The sequence below is a fragment of the Candidatus Arsenophonus triatominarum genome, from assembly GCF_001640365.1.
Taxonomy (GTDB): Bacteria; Pseudomonadota; Gammaproteobacteria; order Enterobacterales; family Enterobacteriaceae; genus Arsenophonus; species Arsenophonus triatominarum.
Window position 1 is genome coordinate 119,697 of record NZ_LWMI01000006.1, and the last position, 20,084, is coordinate 139,780.

A 20,084-nucleotide genomic window follows, 5' to 3' on the forward strand; every position below is an offset into this window, starting at 1 on the left:
CTTAATTTTGATTACAGCATATGTATTAAAAACAGGTCATCGATAGTGCATCCTGTTTCCATCTTTTTACGTTTAGCTTGAGACCATTTATGTTCTATAGGATTTAAATCTGGTGAATACACAGGCAAATATTCTATCTGGTGTCCTGCGTTTATAATTGCCTGTTCAATATTCTTACCTTTGTGAAAGCTAGCGTTGTCCATAAAAATAACAGAATTTTCAGGAAGTTCTGGGAGCAATATTTTTGTGATCCAAACATAAAAAACATCACGATTAATATTGCAATCAAATAATCCGATAGCAAAAAGGGTTGTTCCCAATAAAGCGCCAATAACATTTGTTCTTCCCTTAGCACCCCAGTTTTTCAGGCCAAAACAACGGTGACCTTTTGGGGAATAGCCGTGAGTTCGTGGAGTGTCATGTGAAAAACCACTTTCATCAATAAAAACAACAGATTTATCTTTTTTTTCATACTGTTGTCTTTTTTGCTGATGTGCCAGCCTGTCGCTTTCGTTGGTTTTTGGATGGAATAGAGTTTTTTTTATAGGTTAATCCCAGCTTTTTAAGGGATTGCCAAATAGTCTTTTTACAAACACCGAATCGCTCTGCCCGTTCCTTTTGGTAAGCATCTGGATACTGTTCCACATCTTTTGCTAAAGCATTTTTATCGAGCTTCCTCTTACGTGGCGTTGAATTTTTTGGCTCTGGTCGTTTAAGCCAACGTACTAAAGACGCTTTTCCAATACGGAATTGTTTCGCAGTTTCTCGAATTGTTAAACCTTCGGCTTTCCTTACAGATATTACTTTACGTCGAAAATCAATTGTATAACTCATAACACACCTTGTAATCAAAATTAAGTCGCCTAGCTATAATCCCTTCTGTCGATATTTTATCTTCTAGCGCCTTTAGACGTTTTTTAAAATTTTCAAGATCACGAGTTTCGCACAGGCATATAAAATTCCAGAAATGGCTTAAAAGCAATGGTTAATTTGCAAGTTACTAAAACGTATAAATTTGTTTAAATTACAATAAGTTGCTTTTAATTTATAAGATTTTGTCTATTTATATATTATGCTGAATTAAACTTAAAAATAGAGCGTTTTTTTATTGGTGCGAAACTCGTGAAGATGATGACGTAGCCAAATAGAACGAACACCACTTCCCGAAACAAAAATTCCTTTTTTTCTTAGTTCATTACTACTGCGGTGTTGTCCGTGTGCAGGGTATTCAATCGCATACTCAACTACAGCGCTTTCAATCTGTTCATCTACTCTATTTTTTACGTTAGGTACCCGTCGATTTTGATTAATTAAGGCATCGATCCCACCATCGTTAACAAGCTCTTGATAGCGATAGAAAGTATCTCGGGATACCCCCATAATCTTACAGGCTTTTGAGACGTTATTAAGCTCTTCAGCAAGGTTAAGTAACCCGACTTTATGTTTGTGATAGGATTATTTGTTTGATACATAGAATTACCTTTTATTCTATTATCTAATGATGTTAATTAAAACCGGTAACTCTCTTTTTTAAATCAGAATTGTCAGATTAAGTTAAGACTAATATGTATTAGTATACCCAAATTAGGTTTGTGCGAAACTCGTGTTGTATTAGCTGCTGCTGTACGTATTATTCAAGGTTCAGCGACGGTAGCTTGTTTAACGACTATTGGACTTATATTGCCGGTGCTCAGTGAGTTAGGTTATTCTGGCGCGCAATTTTAGCCGCTTTGGCAGTTTGTATATCTGGCGGCTCAATAGTACTAAGCCATGTAAATGACTCTGGATTTTTGTTGTTTAGTAAGTTTACTGGTGCTACCGAGGGTCCGACATTAAAAACTTGGACTTTAATGGAAACTATTTTAGGGACTGTTGGGGTGATTATAGGTATGCTATTTTTTGTTTTTCTTTGAAGTTAGTGAATAAAATGAATTTTAAATGATGCTATTGTGTTAGGGATTAGGGTGTTAACATTTAAAAAATAATAAAATCCACACATTTATTATGTATGGATTTTATTTTTAGTAATTATTACAGCAAAGTTGATTAAATATGCTTTGTCATATTCTGCTGAACTTGGGTGATTAACTCTTCGTTACTTGAGAACATATTTTGTAAATAACGATTATATTTATCTCCAAGTTGTGAGTAGTTTTTCAGATTATCAATTAATACACTGGTATTTAATGAATTCTGAGTTCTACGCTGCTGTGCGCGTGAATTGCGCAATAACTGATAGGCATTATTGGTATTCAAATTTCTTAAGTATGCATTGACAGATGCATCGACAGATGAATAAACCGCATAGCCTTTGATGGTACCTGGACTGTAGGTACATTTACGACCGCATTTCATGCCAAACAAATTATTATTTTTCTGTGCTAAGCCAGAAGCTCCCCAACCTGATTCTGTTGCTGCTTGGGTAACAACAAAATGGGTAGGAACAATATCAATACGACTTAACAGCTTGTTCCAGTTTAAGCTAGCAGGTGAACTGCATTGTATATTATAACTGGTACAAATTTGATTTAATCGTTGTTTATCAGCAGCGTTCCAATTTTTATTGTAACGTTTGGATAATAACCACTGGCGATCTTGCATGATGTTGTAGTTGTACTTTTCAATTATTGGGACAATCGCTTTTAAAAACGCTTTCTTGCGAGCAGCTCCTGAAGGGTATTTTCGTATATCAGGCAGACGAGTTAGTTCTTTTGTCTGCACAGGTTTGTGATAATACTCTTTTAGAGACAAACTCGTACTGGTTGATGAATAACTAAAATTAGTTGAAAACAATAACACCAAGAAAGCGAAGACGGCGTTAGTCCTCATCGTTCGAGAGGGCATGGCGCTTCTCCTCGTTTCAAGTTGAACAAAATTTGCACAAATCCTAGCAGATAAATTTAACAAGTGCTACTTATTATTGGCTATTTATTAATTAAACTTTAGTTTAAATTTGTTAATTTTAATTAAAAAATTTTTATCATTATTTTACAATAAGTTATATTTTGATGAAACATTAAGATAGTTAAACTTATTTAATTAATTACATGGGGGACTACTATATTTTTAGCAGAAATTAATGATTTTATCGCTGCTTTAATTCCAAATTATCGCAAATTTCAGTAAATTTTGCTATTTGTGGAAAGTCTTCACGTGTCCAATAACCATTTTTAGCTAGTAAGGCAGTAGAATATTTTGTTGGCCACAGCTGTAGTAGTTGCGCAAATTGGGATAGCTTATAGTGTTTATAATTCTTAGGAAGTGACAATTTGTGTCCGTGTTGGATATTTTTTGGCGGCATGATTGGTATACGTGTACTCTGGTTTCATAGTCTCGTTTTAGGACCAGAAATTTTTCAGGGACATGCATTTTGCTATTCCACCATAGATTATCTATTTGATCGAACATTTGTTTGGTTTCGTTTTTAGCGTAAGCGCCTAATTCTTTTAACGCTAATGGTAATATTTTAGCCATGGCTACACTAAATTGAGTCACTGAACTGGCCTGACCTTGTAAAATCAATGTAAGGGCAATACGAGGACCTAACAGGTTGGAATAGAGCACGAGTTTCGCACAGGCATATTAAAATTCCAGAAATGGCTTAAAAGCAATGGTTAATTTGCAAGTTACTAAAACGTATAATTTTGTGTAAATTACAATAAGTTGCTTTTAATTTATAAGATTTTGTCTATTTATATATTATGCTGAATTAAACTTAAAAATAGAGCGTTTTTTTATTGGTGCGAAACGCGTGTAATCAATAACCAAATTACTGGCCAGACACTGGTAAAAATACGTTAAATTTCTAATATTAGAGACAAGCTTGCTGATTAGACTAAAATTTTGCTGCTAATTGCTATGAAATGTTTATAATATCGCTCTTTGTCGTCAAAATAAACGTTTTCATTATGAGAAAAAGATGACAAACTATTAGCATCAAGTTATGTTGTCTAATTATCAATTATCAGTCGGAGATACCCGCAAAATGGCAAAAGATTTCCACATTTTGCTGCTAAATGGCCCAAATTTAAATATGCTGGGGACTAGAGAACCACTATTCTATGGTGCTCTTACACTTCAGGATATTGTTAACCAAACGAGCCAAAAAGCAAAACAATTAGGAGTTAAATTAAGTCATTTTCAATCTAATGCGGAACATGAGCTTATTAATGAAATCCATCAAGCTCAAGGGAAAGTCGACTTTATATTGATTAACCCTGCAGCATTAACGCATACTAGTGTGGCAGTACGAGATGCAATATTAAGCGTTGCCATTCCTTTTTATGAGATCCACCTTACTAATATTTATGCACGTGAGTCATTTAGGCATCACTCCTATCTCTCCGATATTGCAAACGGCGTCATCTGTGGTTTCCATGCTGATGGTTATATTTTTGCATTAGAAGCCGCGGTTAAATTCTTATTAAATATTGAAGAATTAGCAACCATTGATGAATCCCAACCTAATAAATGTAAAGAATAAAAATGCGGAATTAGCTTATGGATATTCGTAAAATTAAAAAATTGATTGAGCTTGTTGAAGAATCTGGCATTTCTGAACTAGAAATTTCGGAAGGTGAAGAATCAGTGCGTATTAGCCGTACAATCGTGCAGAATTTACCAAATTTACAACAGTATATGGCAGCGCCAACCACGCATCAACCGGCTTTAGCAAACGCCATAGCACCTTCTCAAATTTTACCTGAAACAACAAATGAGAAAAAAGCAGAAATCAGTGGTTATACTGTTCGCTCGCCAATGGTAGGTACCTTCTACCGAGCACCAAGTCCAGAAGCAAAACCATTTGTTGAAGTCGGTCAAACGGTTAAGCTAGGGGATCCTCTATGTATTGTCGAAGCGATGAAAATGATGAATCAGATCGAAGCAGACAAAGCAGGTGTAGTTAAAGCAATTCTGCTGGAAAATGGAGAAGCGGTTGAATTTGACGAGCCATTGGTTATCATCGAATAACGAGGCATCCTATGCTTAAAAAAATTGTTATCGCCAACCGTGGCGAAATTGCTTTACGCATTTTACGTGCCTGTAAAGAACTAAAAATAAAAACCGTCGCCGTGCATTCTGCCGCCGATCGTGACTTAAAACATGTATTACTTGCTGATGAAACTGTCTGTATCGGACCTGCCGCTTCAGCTGAAAGTTATCTTAATATTCCAGCAATCATCTCTGCAGCAGAAATTACTGCTGCAGAAGCCATTCACCCTGGTTATGGTTTTCTATCTGAAAATGCCGACTTTGCCGAAAAAGTGGAACGCTCTGGTTTTATATTTATTGGTCCTAAACCAGAAACTATTCGACTTATGGGTGATAAAGTTTCTGCCATTGAGGCGATGAAAAAAGCCGGTGTTCCTTGTGTTCCTGGCTCAGACGGACCTTTAGGAAATGACATAAAAACCAATAAAACAATTGCTAATCGAATTGGCTACCCAGTTATTATTAAAGCATCTGGTGGTGGTGGTGGCCGCGGTATGCGCGTTGTTCGTAACGAAAGTGAGCTAGAACAAGCCATTACTCTAACTCGTGCCGAAGCCAAAGCTACCTTTAATAATAGTATGGTTTATATGGAGAAGTTCCTGGAAAATCCACGCCATATTGAGATTCAAGTACTTGCTGACGGTCAAGGCAATGAGATTTATTTAGCAGAACGTGATTGCTCAATGCAACGTCGCCATCAAAAAGTGGTTGAAGAAGCGCCTGCACCAGGTATTAAAGTTGATATGCGTAAAAGCATTGGCGAGCGCTGCGCAAAAGCTTGTCTTGATATCGATTATCGTGGTGCCGGTACTTTTGAATTCCTTTATGAAAATGGCGAATTCTACTTTATTGAAATGAATACGCGTATTCAAGTTGAGCATCCTGTGACGGAAATGATCACTGGGGTTGATCTGATTAAAGAACAGTTAAGGATCGCTTCTGGCTTACCCCTATCTATTAAACAAAAAGATGTTAAAATTCATGGGTATGCAATAGAGTGCCGAATTAATGCAGAAGATGCAAATACCTTCTTGCCAAGTCCGGGTAAAATTACTCGCCTCCATATTCCTGGTGGTTTTGGTATACGTTGGGAATCACACATTTATGCAGGTTACACCGTTCCACCTTACTATGACTCTATGATTGGTAAGCTGATCACATATGGTGAAACCCGGGAAATTGCTATCCTTCGGATGAAAAATGCCTTATCTGAATTAATTATTGATGGCATTAAAACTAACATAGAATTACAACAAAAAATTATGGATGACAGCAATTTTTTCAAAGGTGGTACCAATATCCATTATCTCGAAAAAAAACTCGCTTCACAGGAATAAACTTTTCTATTCACCTTTCATCACAATAGGGTACGGAATGTACCCTAATTTTTGATACTTTTTCTGAAGATAATCTTTAACTAATACACGAGTTTCTCACAAACCTAATGGTATAACTAATAACCCCCCCTGATCTGCTCAGCAATAGCATTTTTGATTACATGCCAATTTTGTTGATAAATAGTTATTTTTTCAGATATACGGCGTTTATGTTGTTCAAACCACGCAGAAATAGCGAGAAAAATATGATTTCTTTGCGCCCGACTCGTGCGAGCCTGACAGCGTTCAATACCACAATTTTGTTTAATTTCTCGATGATAAACTTCAACAGACCAACGGGCATCCATGATAGATTTGACGTATTGACGGGTGGGATTCTCTTTATTTGTTACTAAGTAATCAATACGGCCGTTTTTGGCTATAAATTTGAAAACTGTCACCCAACCATAACCTCGTAAGTGTATTAAGGTTCCTTCTTCTGAGATGTCTAACTTGTTCAATTGTATATTAACCTGAGTTCGGGATAAGAAATAAAGTGAAAGTCTTGCTATTCAAATAGTTGAATGCGCATATTTCGTTAAAATACTCTAACAATCTGGTTAAAGATTAGAGCATTGTTAAACAATTATGGAAAATCTTACTGAACTTTATTGCCTGATGGGAGGGTGTTCATAATTCTGTGTCAGGGGATTTTATATTTTGATTATACCATCTAGGCGCCCTTTAAAATAGATGGACAATTGAGCAATGGTTAACGCCCAGTTACTAATCGGCATAGTCCATTTGTTGGATACCTGATTGATGCCAATATAGAGTAATTTTAATAAGCTGTTTTCATTTGTATTAGTCTTAACTTAATCTGACAATTCTGATTTAAAAAAGAGCGTTACCGGTTTTAATTAACATCATTAGATAATTAAATAAAAGGTAATTCTATAAGCGTGTTGCTTAATAGTGAAATAAGGGTATTTCGGTGATTGAAGTAAATTTTAGGCTGTTCTGAGATGGAAATTCCAAAGACCGGCACTAAGGAGTAAAAAGGTATCATCAATAAAGGGTCTACGATTCCGTAAAATTTGGGTCATACAACCTAGGCGCTTGATACCCGCGATGGCGTGTTCAACCGTAATACGGATGCCCGAGATTATTTTATTTTCTTGTTTTTGTTCAGGCGATAAAGGTCTTTTTCGAGTTCCTTTTTTTGGGATTTGTGTATTAGGATGCTGTTTATCTATACCTTGAAAACCGGTATCGGCCCAGATGGTTACCTCAGGGGGAATATGGCGAATTATATCGACTTTATCGAGTAAGCGTTTATCGTGACGGCGCCCATTTTTGATCATGGGGATAAATCCAATTTTCCTCGTTTCGTCAGTCATAATAAGCCCTTTTCGAGTGGTCTGTCTTTTCTTTCCCGAATACATTTTTTTCGCCGACGCAGATTCTTAGGCTTTTGGACAGGTCGCTCTGTCCCATCAATAAAGACGTCTTTAACTCCAGGAAAGGCGCGAAAAAATTCCTCAGCAGAGCGAATTTGACGAGCGGGCAAAACACATTCTCGCCCCAAGGTCATCTCTAAAACCGGCAATAATATTTTTACCCAGCGACATACCCGTGTTCTATCTAAACCAAAAAGAAGTCCTTGCAAATCATAGGTCGGATAACATTTTAAATACAATAAAATAAAAAGCAGTTTATCTAATGGGGTTGGGATAAATCCTTTCTGCCCTGCACCCATCTGCCGCTCGTGATCTTTTCGATTCTTTTTCCGATAAATCAAATAACAAGCTGAAAATTCAGCGGCTAAATTTTTCAATTCTTCGACTGATAATCCAATGATTGCTTTACATAAACGATTATCTCGTAACAACCGCTCTTTGTTGATCATTTCAAACCGTTATTTTCTAAGTTAAACCTCTTTTTATTGTCTATAGCGTGACAAAAAATGCAAGTCTCTATTCAGCAACTATTTTATTGTAAGCTTTACACAACAAAAAGCGCGATAACGGCGGCAGATTTATTATAGCTAGGCGACTTAATTTTGATTACAAGGTGTGTTATGAGTTATACAATTGATTTTCGACGTAAAGTAATATCTGTAAGGAAAGCCGAAGGTTTAACAATTCGAGAAACTGCGAAACAATTCCGTATTGGAAAAGCGTCTTTAGTACGTTGGCTTAAACGACCAGAGCCAAAAAATTCAACGCCACGTAAGAGGAAGCTCGATAAAAATGCTTTAGCAAAAGATGTGGAACAGTATCCAGATGCTTGCCAAAAGGAACGGGCAGAGCGATTCGGTGTTTGTAAAAAGACTATTTGGCAATCCCTTAAAAAGCTGGGATTAACCTATAAAAAAAACTCTATTCCATCCAAAAACCAACGAAAGCGACAGGCTGGCACATCAGCAAAAAAGACAACAGTATGAAAAAAAAGATAAATCTGTTGTTTTTATTGATGAAAGTGGTTTTTCACATGACACTCCACGAACTCACGGCTATTCCCCAAAAGGTCACCGTTGTTTTGGCCTGAAAAACTGGGGTGCTAAGGGAAGAACAAATGTTATTGGCGCTTTATTGGGAACAACCCTTTTTGCTATCGGATTATTTGATTGCAATATTAATCGTGATGTTTTTTATGTTTGGATCACAAAAATATTGCTCCCAGAACTTCCTGAAAATTCTGTTATTTTTATGGACAACGCTAGCTTTCACAAAGGTAAGAATATTGAACAGGCAATTATAAACGCAGGACACCAGATAGAATATTTGCCTGTGTATTCACCAGATTTAAATCTTATAGAACATAAATGGTCTCAAGCTAAACGTAAAAAGATGGAAACAGGATGCACTATCGATGACCTGTTTTTAATACATATGCTGTAATCAAAATTAAGTCGCCTAGCTATAAATGACAAGGTTCTCTCTTTTTATTCCCAGCATGGGTTACCGGTGTTACGTATACTGACGGACAGAGGCAGTGAGTATTGTGGTAAAGTTGAACATCACGATTATCAACTTTATCTCGCTATCAATGATATTGATCATACAAAAACTAAAGCTCGTTCACCTCAAACCAATGGGATTTGTGAACGCTTTCATAAAACTGTATTACAAGAGTTCTATCAGGTGGCTTTTCGTAAGAAAATCTATAGGGTTTTAGATGAATTACAAGCTGATTTAGATAAATGGTTAGCGGAATATAATAACCAACGCACTCATCAAGGAAAAATGTGTTGCGGTCGAACTCCTATGGCAACTTTACACGATGGAAAACAACTTTGGAGAGAGAAAGATTTAAATCAAATTTAACCTGACAGGTACTGTATAAATAACCGGCAACTGTCAGATCAAGTCTGAGCTATTACAATATTTTTAATGCATGGATAAACTGACAAAATATAAACATCCTAATTTTTTCTTGTTTTGAACTTTATACTTCTTTTTCGGAGCTTGCGAAACTCGTGTAAGATTTTCCATAATTGTTTAACAATGCTCTACTCTTTAACCAGATTGTTAGAGTATTTTAACGAAATATGCGCATTCAACTATTTGAATAGCAAGACTTTCACTTTATTTCTTATCCCGAACTCAGGTTATTTATGATAAAGATTCTGATGGAAAAACAAAAAACACGCACTTTTCCGAAATGCTAGCTCTTGCTAAAAAAAGAGGGATCATACCAGAAGCGGTAGTGATGGATGCCTGGTATTCTAGCCTGGATAATCTAAAATCAATTCGCTCTCATGGTTGGGTCTGGGTAACCACGCTGAGGAAAAACAGGATTGTTAACCATAACAAACAACTGAACGAGTTAGACATCTCAGAAGAAGGAACCTTAATACACTTACGAGGCTACGGTTGGGTAACTGTTTTCAAATCTACAGCCAAAAACGGCCGTATTGATTACTTAGTAACAAACAAAGATAATCCCACTCGTCAACGTCAAATCTATCATGGATGCCCATTGGTCTGTTAAAGTTTATCATCGAGAAGTTAACCAAAATTGTGGTATTGAACGCTGTCAGGCTCGCACGAGCCGAGCGCAAAGAAATCATATTTTCTCGCTATTTCTGCGTGGTTTGAACAACATAAACGCCGTATATCTGAAAAAATAACCCTTTATCAACAAAATTGGGACGTAATCAAAAATGCTATTACTGAGCACATCCGTGTTTTATTAGCGTACCCAAATTAGGTTTGTGCGAAACTCGTGTAGGTCAATAATTATTGCGTCGGCACCGCATTCAAGAGCTTTAGAAAATAACTCCTTTTTATTTGTGGGGACAAAAAGATATGTGACATATTCCTTCATAAAAACCACCTAATTTCTTGATAATAAATTAATTTTATCCATTTTGCAAACTGGCCACGATACCACGACAACAAATTATACGAATGATAATAATATTTATTATTATTTACATAAATTAATTTTGATGCTAACTTAGTGACTCGAATTTTTCAAGACTAGTAACGTGATTAGTATTATTCACGAGTTTCGCACAGACATATAAAATTCCAGAAATGGCTTAAAAGCAATGGTTAATTTGCAAGTTACTAAAACGTATAAATTTGTTTAAATTACAATTAAGTTGCTTTTAATTTATAAGATTTTGTCTATTTATATATTATGCTGAATTAAACTTAAAAATAGAGCGTTTTTTTATTGGTGCGAAACTCGTGTTATTTTTTCAGTAGGTATGATCTTTATAGTTTCAATACTCTAACCTAGAAAGAGAAAATGATGGAACAGCCAGGGAAATTAAGCACGAATGAGAATAATCATCCCAATTTATTTGATTATTCAATGTGCAACGCACTTACCAGAATAGTCCGATGCCTTTTTGCAGAAAAGTTATTGGATGTAACAAGAGTTATTATTTCTAATAATCACATTTCGTACCCTCTTTCTGATGGTATTAGCAAACTTCATTTTGAAAAAACAACAATTTATCCAGCAAATACAATTATTAATAGAGGGAATATATTCCTTGAAAGTTCCAATGGCCATAAAGTACAGATTCAAACACATGAACATTTGATTGACATTATTCTAAATGATCTTGATTTCAGGCCAACCATGGAAGGGATAAACCAATTCAATAATGATGTCGCAAATAGCATCCACAATGACAGAATGGCTAGAAAACACAGGAAGAATTGGCGAGCAACTATTGCCAAAAAAATGGAAAAGGATCATGAAAGATTTTTTACCAAATGGGTAAGGGCACACTACGATATACGTGATGGAGCGACTCTCCTCGATCAATGGGGAGCACTGGAAGGACATCCCTACTATCCAACCTGGAAATCTCGTCCAGGATTGAATGAGCAGGATATTGAAGATTTATCTGCCGAATTTGGTGCTCGAGTTACCCTTCGTATAGGGGCTTTACGAGCAGACATGACATATTGCGAAAAAATGCCTCATGTTAAAGATATTCATCAATGGCTTTCAGAGGTTTTTCCTGATACTTGGCCGATATGGTGTGAGTGGTTGAAAAATGAAGGACTCGAACCTGACATGTGGCTTCCCCTTCCTCTCCATCCATGGCATCTCAAGCACTGGATCCATAAACATTTTGCAAAAGAAATTAAAGATGGAATACTCCTGACCGATGGCCCTATGCTTGAAACAGCACCTTCCATGTCATTCAGGACTATGCTACCAACCTCGTCTAAATTGCCTTTTATCAAATTACCAGTCGCAATCTGGATGACGAGTGAAATGCGCAGTTTGCAAGCTAAATCGATTCATATGGGTCCACGCATCAGTTCAATCATTGATGCGATCTTAAAAGCGGAAAATGGCTTTGATGGTATGCTTGATTGCTTCCGTGAAGAGGCTGCATGGCATTTCCTTCATCCGGAACGGAAAAATGATGCGGAAGGTGAATTTCTTTCAGTCGTATTCCGCAACACATCACCTTGGCAAAGAGATTCTAATACGCTGGCAGTAACGGTCGCGGCGTTGTTTACCGAATTACCACACCGACCACTACCAGTAATCAGTGAATTTATTGAATTATCGGGTCAGGATCCGAGTAACTGGTTCCGTGATTATGCGTATATTGTTCTTAAACCTGTCCTGGCAATGTATCTGATTTACGGTGTAGCTCTCGAAGCTCATCAACAAAATACTCAGATTCTGTTTGATGAAAAGGGTATTGCACAGGCAGTGCTTATTCGTGACTTTGGTGATGGCCGCACTTGGGCTCCTGCTCTTCGTAAACAAGGTTATGAACTTAAACCTTATTCATGGCCTGGTATTCTATCCACTGTATTTGAAGACGACATTGAACCCGTGAGAACGTTCATCGTGGATGCTTGCTTTGTTAGTCACTTACATGAACTTGCTTGGTTTTTGACCGATCTTTATCGCATTCCAGACAACCGGATGTGGAGCATTCTCGGTGAAGAACTAGATCGTGTTTTCAACGAACTACGCCCACGTCTTGATGAAGAATTCTGGGATCAGGAACGACAGCATTTCATGCATCATCCATGGTTCACCCGTTCATTAATGAGAATGCATTTACAACAATATACCGATTACCGTATACAACATGGTCTTAATAACCCTCTGCTCGCTTGATAAGAGTGATTTCTGAGAATAAAGCAATGACAGTAAATCGTAATAAAACTATTTTGCTATGCCATCTTACTACTTTTGTTCTTACTAACCACATTACGCTGAGTGCTGCCAGCGAGGAGGAACCTATTGTTGTTATCGGAAAAACATCAAATGCAACTGACGATGGCGATATTATACAACGAGCCAATATTGGCCTGTTAGGAAGTAAAAACGTACAAAATACCCCTTTCAGTATCAAAGGTTACACTTCTAAATATATTAATGATCGTCAAGCCAAAACGCTTGGAGATGTTATTCAACACGATTCGTCAGTCCGTGTTACTGCTCTTTCAGGAGGTATTCTGGATTCCTTTATAATAAGGGGATTTCCTCTTGGTGAAGGTAACATTGGTGAAGTCGCACTGAATGGTGTTTATGGTGTAGCTCCTAACTATCAACTATTAACCCAATATCTTGAATGCATTGAGGTGCTTAAGGGACCAGGTGCTGGGCTTTACGGTATGTCACCTAATGGCGGTGTTGGCGGTGTAATCAATGCAGTAACTAAACGTGCAACCAATAGGGATGTTACTCAGATTACAACAACCTGGGAATCAGATAGCCAATTTGGCACCTACATCGATGTTGGCCGATTATGGTTAAAACCAGATGGTGAAATGTGGGGAATTCGTTTTAATGGCGGAGGTAATAGTGGTAATTTATCACTAAATAATGCAAGCAAAAATGCAGTTCTTGGGGCACTTGCACTTGATTATGCAAAAGGTGGATTTCGGGTATCTCTTGACTTACTGGATCAATATCAGCACGCAAAATCACCTAACCGACCTTTTACCGTTTCCCCAAATATTGATGTTCCAGCAGCTCCAGATGGAAAGACAAACATTGCTCAAAAGGGAATGTGGTGGAAGATCCGTGACCAAGGTGTATTACTCCACACTGAATACGACATTAATGATAATGTAACTTTTTTTGCTAACGCAGGGGGTAGTCGTTCTTTTGTCTCACGCATATCGGAACAAACACCAAACATTATCAATGAACGGGGAGATGTCGTATCAACTATTACTAATTTTCGCTTTAATGTTAATCGTTACAACTTAGAAACAGGTGCTAAGAGCTATTTTACAACCGGACCAGTAGAACATGAGATGACATTTCAGGCCAGTTACTATCATGATCGCCTAGCTGTTGCTAGTACATGGGGACAAAAGGTTAATTCCAATATTTACTCTCCAACAGCAGAAGATGTCACTATACCACCTACCCCAACTCATGTACCCAAAATATCTTCAAATCAACTGAGTGGTCTGGCATTAGCCGATACGCTAACACTTCTCGATGGCAATGTTGATATTATCCCTGGTATTCGCTTCCAAAGAGTTCGTTCCGATAATTTTTCCGCTAACGGAGAACGATCCTCAACGTATGACGAATCAGCCTTTACCACAATGCTTGGACTGGTCTATCGACCATGGCAATCTTTGTCACTATACGCAAATTATATTGAAGGACTCAGTAAAGGTGATATAGCTCCTGGAACTGCGAAGAATGCAGGCCAGGTTATGCGACCTTATCGCTCAAACCAGTACGAAGTCGGGGTCAAATATAATCAAGGTGAACTTCTGATTAACCTTGCACTCTTCCAAATAACAAAACCAAGTGGAGCAATTGATAGTAGTAATACCTTCAGCACTAACAATGAACAACGCAACCGAGGGATCGAACTGAATCTTTCTGGGGAACCACTGGAGGGGCTACGCATGACAGGAAGTCTCTCATTGATTGATGCTGAACTGACTAAATTACCAACTTCTGGTGTTCGAGGTAATAAACCTGTTGGCGTATCTCCAGTACAGGCAAACATAGGCGTGAAATATGCCTTACCAGTATTAAATGGCCTTTCACTGAACAGTCAAATCAATTACAGCGGAAAACAGTATGTCAATCAGGTAAACACTCAGTCCATTGGTTCATGGATAACAGTAGATATGGGGGTTGCCTATAAAACTCAGGTTTATAGTATTCCGGCCACCTTCCGTTTTGATGTGCAGAATGTGTTTGACCGTCATTACTGGGCAGGCGTTGCTTCCTACAGCACGATTGCACAAGGCGCTCCACGCACTTTCCTTGCTTCAGTAACCGTTGATTTTTGAGGTAATAAAAATGTCTTCACTACTCAACATTGCTAATCCCCAAAAAACTTCCTGGCAGGTAAACTTTGCCAAAGATTTGCCTCCCTACCTCGATCCAGTTATTACTGACTGGTTACTACAGTCGCCAGAAATTCTTACCCGCTTAACGGATATGTATAGCTCGCCACTCAATATCGTCTGGCCGCATACTATGGCTAATAATTTTAAAGCTATGGCTGCGGTTACAGAGAGTTTCGGTATTAAAAGTAAATTTTATTATGGGGTAAAAGTTAACAAATCACAGGCACTACTACAAGCTGCAGTATCTGCTGGAGCTGGTGCAGATGTTTCCAGCCTCCAGGAATTACATGATGCCATCCGTGCTGGATGCCATGGAGTTGACCTGTGCGCAACTGGGCCGGCTAAAACGCGTGATTTTTTGCAGGAACTAATTCTTAAGGGGGCACGGATTGCGGTAGATTCTTATCAGGAACTACGGGATATTATTGAACTTGCTCAGATCTGGAGAGGAAATTTCGAAAAGATTAGTCTATTGCTACGACTGCGTCCAGATGCAAATTGCTCCAGCCGTTTTGGTATGTTAAGCGATGAAATTATCATCGCTCTTCACTCGCTGGTAGACAATAAGCACCTAGAACTTGCTGGTTTTCATTTTCATCTCAGCGGTTATGCCCCTGAAACAAGGGTTAGTGCTTTGCTTGACACCTTACCCTTAATTACATACGCCCGTAACCTTGGATTAGATCCTCGAATTATCGATATCGGAGGAGGGTTACCGGTACAGTATGTAGAAAGTCAGTGCTACAAAACTTGGTTATCCTCACAAAAATTTGCAGATTATCGTACGGGTAAGGTTCCTGCATGCTTTTACCCATATGGTGGTGAACTCAATGCTGAACAATGGTTAACAGTATTTCTAGAGAGTCAAAACTCTGTAGGTGATCGTATATCTGATATTTTGTGTAAGGAAGGTTTAACACTTTGTATTGAGCCAGGTAGAAGCCTGGTAAATCAGAGCGCCATAAGCGTATTTCGAGTATGCCGAGTCCGCCCTCACACCGATGACAGTTCTGTTATATTTATTGAAGGTAGTAGTTTCAGTGCTTGCGAGACCTGGTTTAATTCTGAATTTCTAATCGATCCAATCCATCTTCGATCCAGTAATCACGCTCAAAATCACTCACCAGGGAAAGCATGGATTGCTGGGCATAGTTGCCTGGATGAAGATGTCATCACTAATCGACTGATTTCGTTTCTTCACTTACCTCAACCTGGGGATCTTTTGGTATTTGTTAACACTGCCGGTTATCAGATGGATTTACTGGAAAATCAATTCCATCGTCATCCACTCCCAACACGACTTACCGCATTGATGAATCCCAGTAATAAATTGATGTTCACCGTTGACAATTAAGGAATTTTTAAATGATTTTCAGCAAAGTAACTGATTTAATAGGCAATACTCCTGTCATACAGTTGCCATTGACACAAGCAGACTCACGGTTATACATCAAAGTCGAGAAAAATAACCCTGGTGGTAGTATGAAAGACCGTATGGCCAGAAATATGATTGTTGCGGCACTTAAATCTGGGCGCATCCAACCGGGTGGAACGATTGTTGAGTCATCTTCTGGAAACACCGGTATTGGATTAGCGTTAGCCTCTATTGAATTCGGTCTTAAATTTATCGCCGTTGTCGATCACCATGCAGCTCAGGACAAAATATCCATCATGCGAGCGTTGGGGGCTGAGATCCGCTATGTTAAAGGTGACTATGGTGAAAATGAAGTCGCTGTTATTGAACGCCAACGTATGGCTGCCGAGATCGCCAGTGAAATATCAGGTGCTGTCTTTATGAATCAGTCTGATAATGCCGCCAACGCAGGTGGGTATGCTGATCTGGTTCGTGAAATTGTCCACCAAATTGGTCGGGTTGACGCATGGGTAGGCTGCGTCGGCACTGGTGGTTCTATAACGGGTATTGCACACGGGCTCAAGGTTCATAATCCTGATACTGTCACTATCGCTGTTGAACCGGAAGGTTCCATCGTATTTGGTAAACCAGGCAAGCCATATTACCAGTCAGGGACAGGGACACCAAAAGGGGATACGGTTGGTCTAGTACTAGATTATAGCTGCATTGATTACGGCGAACAGGTTTCTGATGCTTGCGCTTTTGAAACAGCCCGTTATCTTGCTCGACGTTTTGGTTTCTTGGTTGGCGGTTCTACTGGGGGAGCAATTTATAAGGCGCTAGAACTAATCGGTAAAGGGATAATCAAGGGCAATGTGGCGCTGGTCATCGCTGATGGAGGTGAAAAATATCTGCACACTATTTTCAATGAAGAATGGCTTAAAGAACGAGATTTGACTGCTCCAGAAATCTGGGATCAACTTGATAACTGGTTTGCTTTTTCCGCAATTCTGGAGTGTAAATCATGATCGCTGAGTGTAAACTGAAAGTAACTATCTTTGGTGCTGGTAATACCGGTCACCTTACAGCGGTTTTATTCAGTCAAAATCCTAAAGTCGACGTTACGCTTTTCAGCAGCCAACCCGAATTTCCTGCGGCCTATAGAAAAAATGGTGGGCAAATTCATGCGTTATTGAATGACGGAACCCTATTAAAAGCGAGTCCCTCTTGTGTAACAGCGTGTCCTTATGAAGCTTGCCGTGACGCAGATGTTATTATAATTACTACACCAATTCATGTAAGAGATAGTGTACTAAGACGTATTCAGCCAGCACTACCACGTAATAAACCGGTGTTTGTCGGTGCAATTCCTGGTTTTGGTGGTTTTGACTGGCTGGCAGAGTATCGTTTAGGAACTCTTCCTAACATCGTATTATGGGGGATGAAAGATGTTTCCCATATTGCTTTTGAGCTTATCAGGGGGAAAAGTGTCAAACTTGGTGGCGCTAAATTACATCTTTATGTTGCATTACACCGTAGGGAAAAGCCAGAAATGGCTGAGATATTAATCGGTTATCTAAACCAACTTTATGAATCACCTGTGATGCTACTTGCTGATTACCTCGAAATTACCCTAACTCCAGGTAATCCAATTATGCATGGCTCCGTAATTTACGGTTTAATCGGTCCATGGGGGCAATGGCACAAACATTCCTTCAGCCATATCCCTTGTTGGTGGAATGATTGCCCAGAGTTAGGTGCCTACTTCCTTGCCCGTTGTGATGAGGAAAATCAGTTGCTACGTAAGGCAGCTGAAGCTGCACTCCACATCGATCTCAGCTCAGTACAACCTTTGCAGCAGGAAATCGTCGAGGCCTACGGTGATCTTATTGCTGATTCTCGTACATTGCTAAGTGTTCTAAGAACGAATCAGGCATACGAAGGAATTCCGCTCCCTCTCATTAAAGCTAAAAATGAAGAAGGATATGTTTTTGATCAACACCATAGAGTCTTTCAGGAAGATATTGCCTGTGGTCTTAGCCTTTTGGTTGCTATTGGAAAACGTCTTAATGTGCCAGTGCCTTATATCAATGAAATCTATCTTTGGTGTTGTGAGTATATAGGGGAAAACACTGCCACCGTCCCTATCCCCGTCAGCTGGCCGAAAATTAGGGTGGTAAAAGAATGTGCGTGACAGGTAGCGTAGTGTTTATTGTTCAGTTCTTGTTTATCGTACAATTGCTCTCAATGGGCGCAATGGAGATGAGCGGACCTTTCTGGCCGTTACATTTAGCAAGTATGACATCGCAGGAACTGCTGAGTTTTGCCGGCACCGGTGTTTATATTGCCCCTATGCTAGGCATTATATTGACAAGCGCGTTCTGGGGGCGCGTTGGTGACAGGATCGGCAATAAAACAATGATGATCCGCGCGCTGGCTGGTCTTGCTCTAACGCAGTTAGGACTCGCCTTCGCAAATGATGTATGGATTGTACTTATTCTGCGTTTTGTTCAGGGCGCTTGTGCCGGGTATATCGCTCCAGCACAGGCTTATGGTATTGCCATGGTACCGGCATCACAACATACACGTTTATTCGCATGGTTGCAGGTTTCTACTAATACAGGAGCACTTTTGGGTGCTATCACTGGAGGAGCTATTCTCGATCTATTGAGCTTTTTCTGGATCAATCTGAGTGCATCCATTATTTGTGCTCTATGTGCTCTTTTGGTGCTCTTAGTATTACCTGATGATGGCCCGACTAAAAGCGCATCGTCCGCCTCCCCTCTCCTAGAAGAAAAAAGCACTTTACGCACCGTCAATAATAGAGCAATGGCTGGATTATTGCTTATTCTTAGTCTGCTATTAATGAGCAGAATGATAACGCAAACCCCGTTTTCACTTTATGTTACCAGCCTTTTCAATGCTCCGAACTGGCTGATAGGATTGGCATATGGTCTACAGGCTACTGGTGTAATTGTTTCTGCTACATTTTGGGCACGGTGGTTCGAACCTCATAATATGCACGCCACCCTAAAGCGTATGTTGAGCATAATAATCGGTTGTTTCCTTATAACCTTGCTGCTTGCAGCTGTGCGTCAAACTGGGTTGTTTATTGCCCTCTATTTTTTGTGGGGAGTATTGCTTGGCGCAACAACACCCGTACTAACCGCATTAATATCTCGTGCCGCGGCTAAGGGAAAACAAAGTTATGTACTTGGCCTGACACAAAGTATAAGCCAGTTTGCTTCTATTGCGGGTATTGCTCTTGGCGGAGTAACTCTTCTTTGGCCAGGATTGCCTGCTTTGTTTATTTGTGTCGCTGTGATGTATCTCATCACATTTTTTATCACGTTGAAAGTTAGCCACTCCTCCAAAGAATCAAATAAATCTATAGTGTTAGCAACGGTGCAAAAATGATCCACCCCAGCGGTTGAAATCTGACCCAGGGTTTAATCTGCTCTCCTAAAAATAACCTGAGTTCGGGATAAGGAATTTAATTTTTTTATTATATATTCAAATAGTTACTTAAAAAGTATTACATAAAATATGTGCTTGATTTTGATTTTTTTCATGATTTTAGAAGAGAGAATAGGT

At 38.9% G+C, this 20,084-nt stretch carries 17 protein-coding genes and 6 pseudogenes; 14 read left to right on the forward strand and 9 right to left on the reverse strand.

The window, feature by feature from the left end; all coding sequences use genetic code 11:
- Positions 1–11: 11 nt before the first annotated feature.
- From AYJ55_RS03270 to AYJ55_RS03280, 3 genes and pseudogenes are all read right to left on the reverse strand, one after another.
- A complete protein-coding gene (locus AYJ55_RS03270; protein ID WP_162505291.1) occupies positions 12–545 on the reverse strand; it encodes an IS630 family transposase in 534 nt (177 codons plus the stop codon).
- A complete protein-coding gene (locus AYJ55_RS03275; protein ID WP_063653415.1) occupies positions 469–834 on the reverse strand; it encodes an IS630 transposase-related protein in 366 nt (121 codons plus the stop codon). Before AYJ55_RS03275 ends, AYJ55_RS03270 begins: the two co-directional genes overlap by 77 nt.
- A 261-nt stretch (positions 835–1,095) precedes the next feature.
- Positions 1,096–1,472, reverse strand: a pseudogene (locus AYJ55_RS03280) (helix-turn-helix domain-containing protein); the annotation flags it as partial.
- 136 nt (positions 1,473–1,608) lie between these two features.
- On the opposite strand from AYJ55_RS03280, the pseudogene AYJ55_RS24790 reads away from it, so the two are divergent.
- Positions 1,609–1,913: pseudogene (locus tag AYJ55_RS24790) on the forward strand (GntT/GntP/DsdX family permease); the annotation flags it as partial.
- A 133-nt stretch (positions 1,914–2,046) separates the two neighbouring features.
- On the opposite strand, the gene AYJ55_RS03290 reads toward AYJ55_RS24790, so the two are convergent.
- Positions 2,047–2,844, reverse strand: a complete 798-nt coding sequence (locus tag AYJ55_RS03290; protein WP_063654244.1) for a protein bax — start codon at positions 2,842–2,844, stop codon at positions 2,047–2,049.
- Between the two features lie 330 nt (positions 2,845–3,174).
- Positions 3,175–3,564: a DUF4056 domain-containing protein gene (locus AYJ55_RS35460; protein ID WP_074167891.1), complete on the reverse strand. Its 390-nt coding sequence runs from the start codon at positions 3,562–3,564 to the stop codon at positions 3,175–3,177.
- A 421-nt stretch (positions 3,565–3,985) separates the two neighbouring features.
- Here AYJ55_RS35460 and aroQ point away from each other — a divergent pair, with 421 nt between their 5' ends.
- From aroQ to accC, 3 genes are read left to right on the forward strand one after another with little or no spacing between them, the layout of a single operon-like run.
- Positions 3,986–4,483 (forward strand): type II 3-dehydroquinate dehydratase, encoded by a 498-nt coding sequence (gene aroQ / locus AYJ55_RS03300; protein WP_063654634.1) that lies wholly within the window; start codon positions 3,986–3,988, stop codon positions 4,481–4,483.
- A gap of 17 nt (positions 4,484–4,500) precedes the next feature.
- Complete coding sequence (gene accB / locus AYJ55_RS03305) at positions 4,501–4,971, forward strand: acetyl-CoA carboxylase biotin carboxyl carrier protein (protein WP_063654248.1); 471 nt, start codon at positions 4,501–4,503, stop codon at positions 4,969–4,971.
- 11 nt (positions 4,972–4,982) lie between these two features.
- A complete protein-coding gene (accC, locus tag AYJ55_RS03310) occupies positions 4,983–6,329 on the forward strand; it encodes an acetyl-CoA carboxylase biotin carboxylase subunit (protein WP_063654250.1) in 1,347 nt (448 codons plus the stop codon).
- A gap of 116 nt (positions 6,330–6,445) precedes the next feature.
- On the opposite strand, the pseudogene AYJ55_RS24800 reads toward accC, so the two are convergent.
- From AYJ55_RS24800 to AYJ55_RS27930, 4 genes and pseudogenes are all read right to left on the reverse strand, one after another.
- A pseudogene (locus tag AYJ55_RS24800) lies at positions 6,446–6,838 on the reverse strand (transposase); the annotation flags it as partial.
- 183 nt (positions 6,839–7,021) lie between these two features.
- Positions 7,022–7,168: pseudogene (locus AYJ55_RS32560) on the reverse strand (IS256 family transposase); the annotation flags it as partial.
- 150 nt (positions 7,169–7,318) lie between these two features.
- Positions 7,319–7,753, reverse strand: coding sequence for a transposase family protein (locus AYJ55_RS27925; protein ID WP_063653775.1), 435 nt, complete (start codon positions 7,751–7,753; stop codon positions 7,319–7,321).
- Positions 7,705–8,217: a helix-turn-helix domain-containing protein gene (locus AYJ55_RS27930; RefSeq protein WP_063653633.1), complete on the reverse strand. Its 513-nt coding sequence runs from the start codon at positions 8,215–8,217 to the stop codon at positions 7,705–7,707. Before AYJ55_RS27930 ends, AYJ55_RS27925 begins: the two co-directional genes overlap by 49 nt.
- Before the next feature lie 171 nt (positions 8,218–8,388).
- Here AYJ55_RS27930 and AYJ55_RS03330 point away from each other — a divergent pair, with 171 nt between their 5' ends.
- The 10 genes and pseudogenes from AYJ55_RS03330 to AYJ55_RS03375 all read left to right on the forward strand — a co-directional run bounded on the left by AYJ55_RS03330 (position 8,389) and on the right by AYJ55_RS03375 (position 19,907).
- Positions 8,389–8,754 carry an IS630 transposase-related protein gene (locus AYJ55_RS03330; RefSeq protein WP_063654252.1) on the forward strand — a complete coding sequence of 122 codons (366 nt, stop codon included), beginning with the start codon at positions 8,389–8,391 and terminating at the stop codon, positions 8,752–8,754.
- On the forward strand, positions 8,723–9,211 hold the full coding sequence (locus AYJ55_RS03335) for an IS630 family transposase (RefSeq protein WP_222703423.1): 489 nt from the start codon (positions 8,723–8,725) through the stop codon (positions 9,209–9,211). Before AYJ55_RS03330 ends, AYJ55_RS03335 begins: the two co-directional genes overlap by 32 nt.
- 21 nt (positions 9,212–9,232) lie before the next feature.
- Positions 9,233–9,637, forward strand: a pseudogene (locus tag AYJ55_RS03340) (integrase core domain-containing protein); the annotation flags it as partial.
- A gap of 286 nt (positions 9,638–9,923) precedes the next feature.
- Positions 9,924–10,523: pseudogene (locus tag AYJ55_RS35465) on the forward strand (transposase); the annotation flags it as partial.
- Between the two features lie 546 nt (positions 10,524–11,069).
- A complete protein-coding gene (locus tag AYJ55_RS03350) occupies positions 11,070–12,923 on the forward strand; it encodes an IucA/IucC family protein (RefSeq protein WP_425393771.1) in 1,854 nt (617 codons plus the stop codon).
- Between the two features lie 26 nt (positions 12,924–12,949).
- Complete coding sequence (locus AYJ55_RS03355) at positions 12,950–15,076, forward strand: TonB-dependent receptor (RefSeq protein WP_162505284.1); 2,127 nt, start codon at positions 12,950–12,952, stop codon at positions 15,074–15,076.
- 10 nt (positions 15,077–15,086) lie between these two features.
- Entirely contained in the window at positions 15,087–16,490 is a 1,404-nt protein-coding gene (locus AYJ55_RS03360; RefSeq protein ID WP_063654261.1) for a Y4yA family PLP-dependent enzyme, read from the forward strand.
- A gap of 11 nt (positions 16,491–16,501) precedes the next feature.
- A complete protein-coding gene (locus AYJ55_RS03365) occupies positions 16,502–17,518 on the forward strand; it encodes a PLP-dependent cysteine synthase family protein (protein ID WP_063654263.1) in 1,017 nt (338 codons plus the stop codon).
- Positions 17,515–18,684: an NAD/NADP-dependent octopine/nopaline dehydrogenase family protein gene (locus tag AYJ55_RS03370; protein ID WP_063654265.1), complete on the forward strand. Its 1,170-nt coding sequence runs from the start codon at positions 17,515–17,517 to the stop codon at positions 18,682–18,684. The genes AYJ55_RS03365 and AYJ55_RS03370 overlap by 4 nt, the downstream gene beginning before the upstream one ends.
- On the forward strand, positions 18,675–19,907 hold the full coding sequence (locus tag AYJ55_RS03375; RefSeq protein WP_063654267.1) for an MFS transporter: 1,233 nt from the start codon (positions 18,675–18,677) through the stop codon (positions 19,905–19,907). The genes AYJ55_RS03370 and AYJ55_RS03375 overlap by 10 nt, the downstream gene beginning before the upstream one ends.
- Positions 19,908–20,084: the final 177 nt, after the last annotated feature.

Excerpts from the sequence above, each read along its gene's own strand:
- AYJ55_RS03365 (WP_063654263.1), top strand. The coding sequence starts at position 16,502 with ATGATTTTCAGCAAAGTAACTGATTTAATAGGCAATACTCCTGTCATA.
- accC (WP_063654250.1), top strand. The coding sequence starts at position 4,983 with ATGCTTAAAAAAATTGTTATCGCCAACCGTGGCGAAATTGCTTTACGC.
- AYJ55_RS03350 (WP_425393771.1), top strand. The coding sequence starts at position 11,070 with ATGATGGAACAGCCAGGGAAATTAAGCACGAATGAGAATAATCATCCC.
- AYJ55_RS03370 (WP_063654265.1), top strand. The coding sequence starts at position 17,515 with ATGATCGCTGAGTGTAAACTGAAAGTAACTATCTTTGGTGCTGGTAAT.
- aroQ (WP_063654634.1), top strand. The coding sequence starts at position 3,986 with ATGGCAAAAGATTTCCACATTTTGCTGCTAAATGGCCCAAATTTAAAT.
- AYJ55_RS27925 (WP_063653775.1), bottom strand. The coding sequence starts at position 7,753 with ATGTATTCGGGAAAGAAAAGACAGACCACTCGAAAAGGGCTTATTATG.
- AYJ55_RS03275 (WP_063653415.1), bottom strand. The coding sequence starts at position 834 with ATGAGTTATACAATTGATTTTCGACGTAAAGTAATATCTGTAAGGAAA.
- AYJ55_RS03355 (WP_162505284.1), top strand. The coding sequence starts at position 12,950 with ATGACAGTAAATCGTAATAAAACTATTTTGCTATGCCATCTTACTACT.
- AYJ55_RS03290 (WP_063654244.1), bottom strand. The coding sequence starts at position 2,844 with ATGCCCTCTCGAACGATGAGGACTAACGCCGTCTTCGCTTTCTTGGTG.
- AYJ55_RS27930 (WP_063653633.1), bottom strand. The coding sequence starts at position 8,217 with ATGATCAACAAAGAGCGGTTGTTACGAGATAATCGTTTATGTAAAGCA.
- accB (WP_063654248.1), top strand. The coding sequence starts at position 4,501 with ATGGATATTCGTAAAATTAAAAAATTGATTGAGCTTGTTGAAGAATCT.
- AYJ55_RS03330 (WP_063654252.1), top strand. The coding sequence starts at position 8,389 with ATGAGTTATACAATTGATTTTCGACGTAAAGTAATATCTGTAAGGAAA.
- AYJ55_RS03375 (WP_063654267.1), top strand. The coding sequence starts at position 18,675 with ATGTGCGTGACAGGTAGCGTAGTGTTTATTGTTCAGTTCTTGTTTATC.
- AYJ55_RS03360 (WP_063654261.1), top strand. The coding sequence starts at position 15,087 with ATGTCTTCACTACTCAACATTGCTAATCCCCAAAAAACTTCCTGGCAG.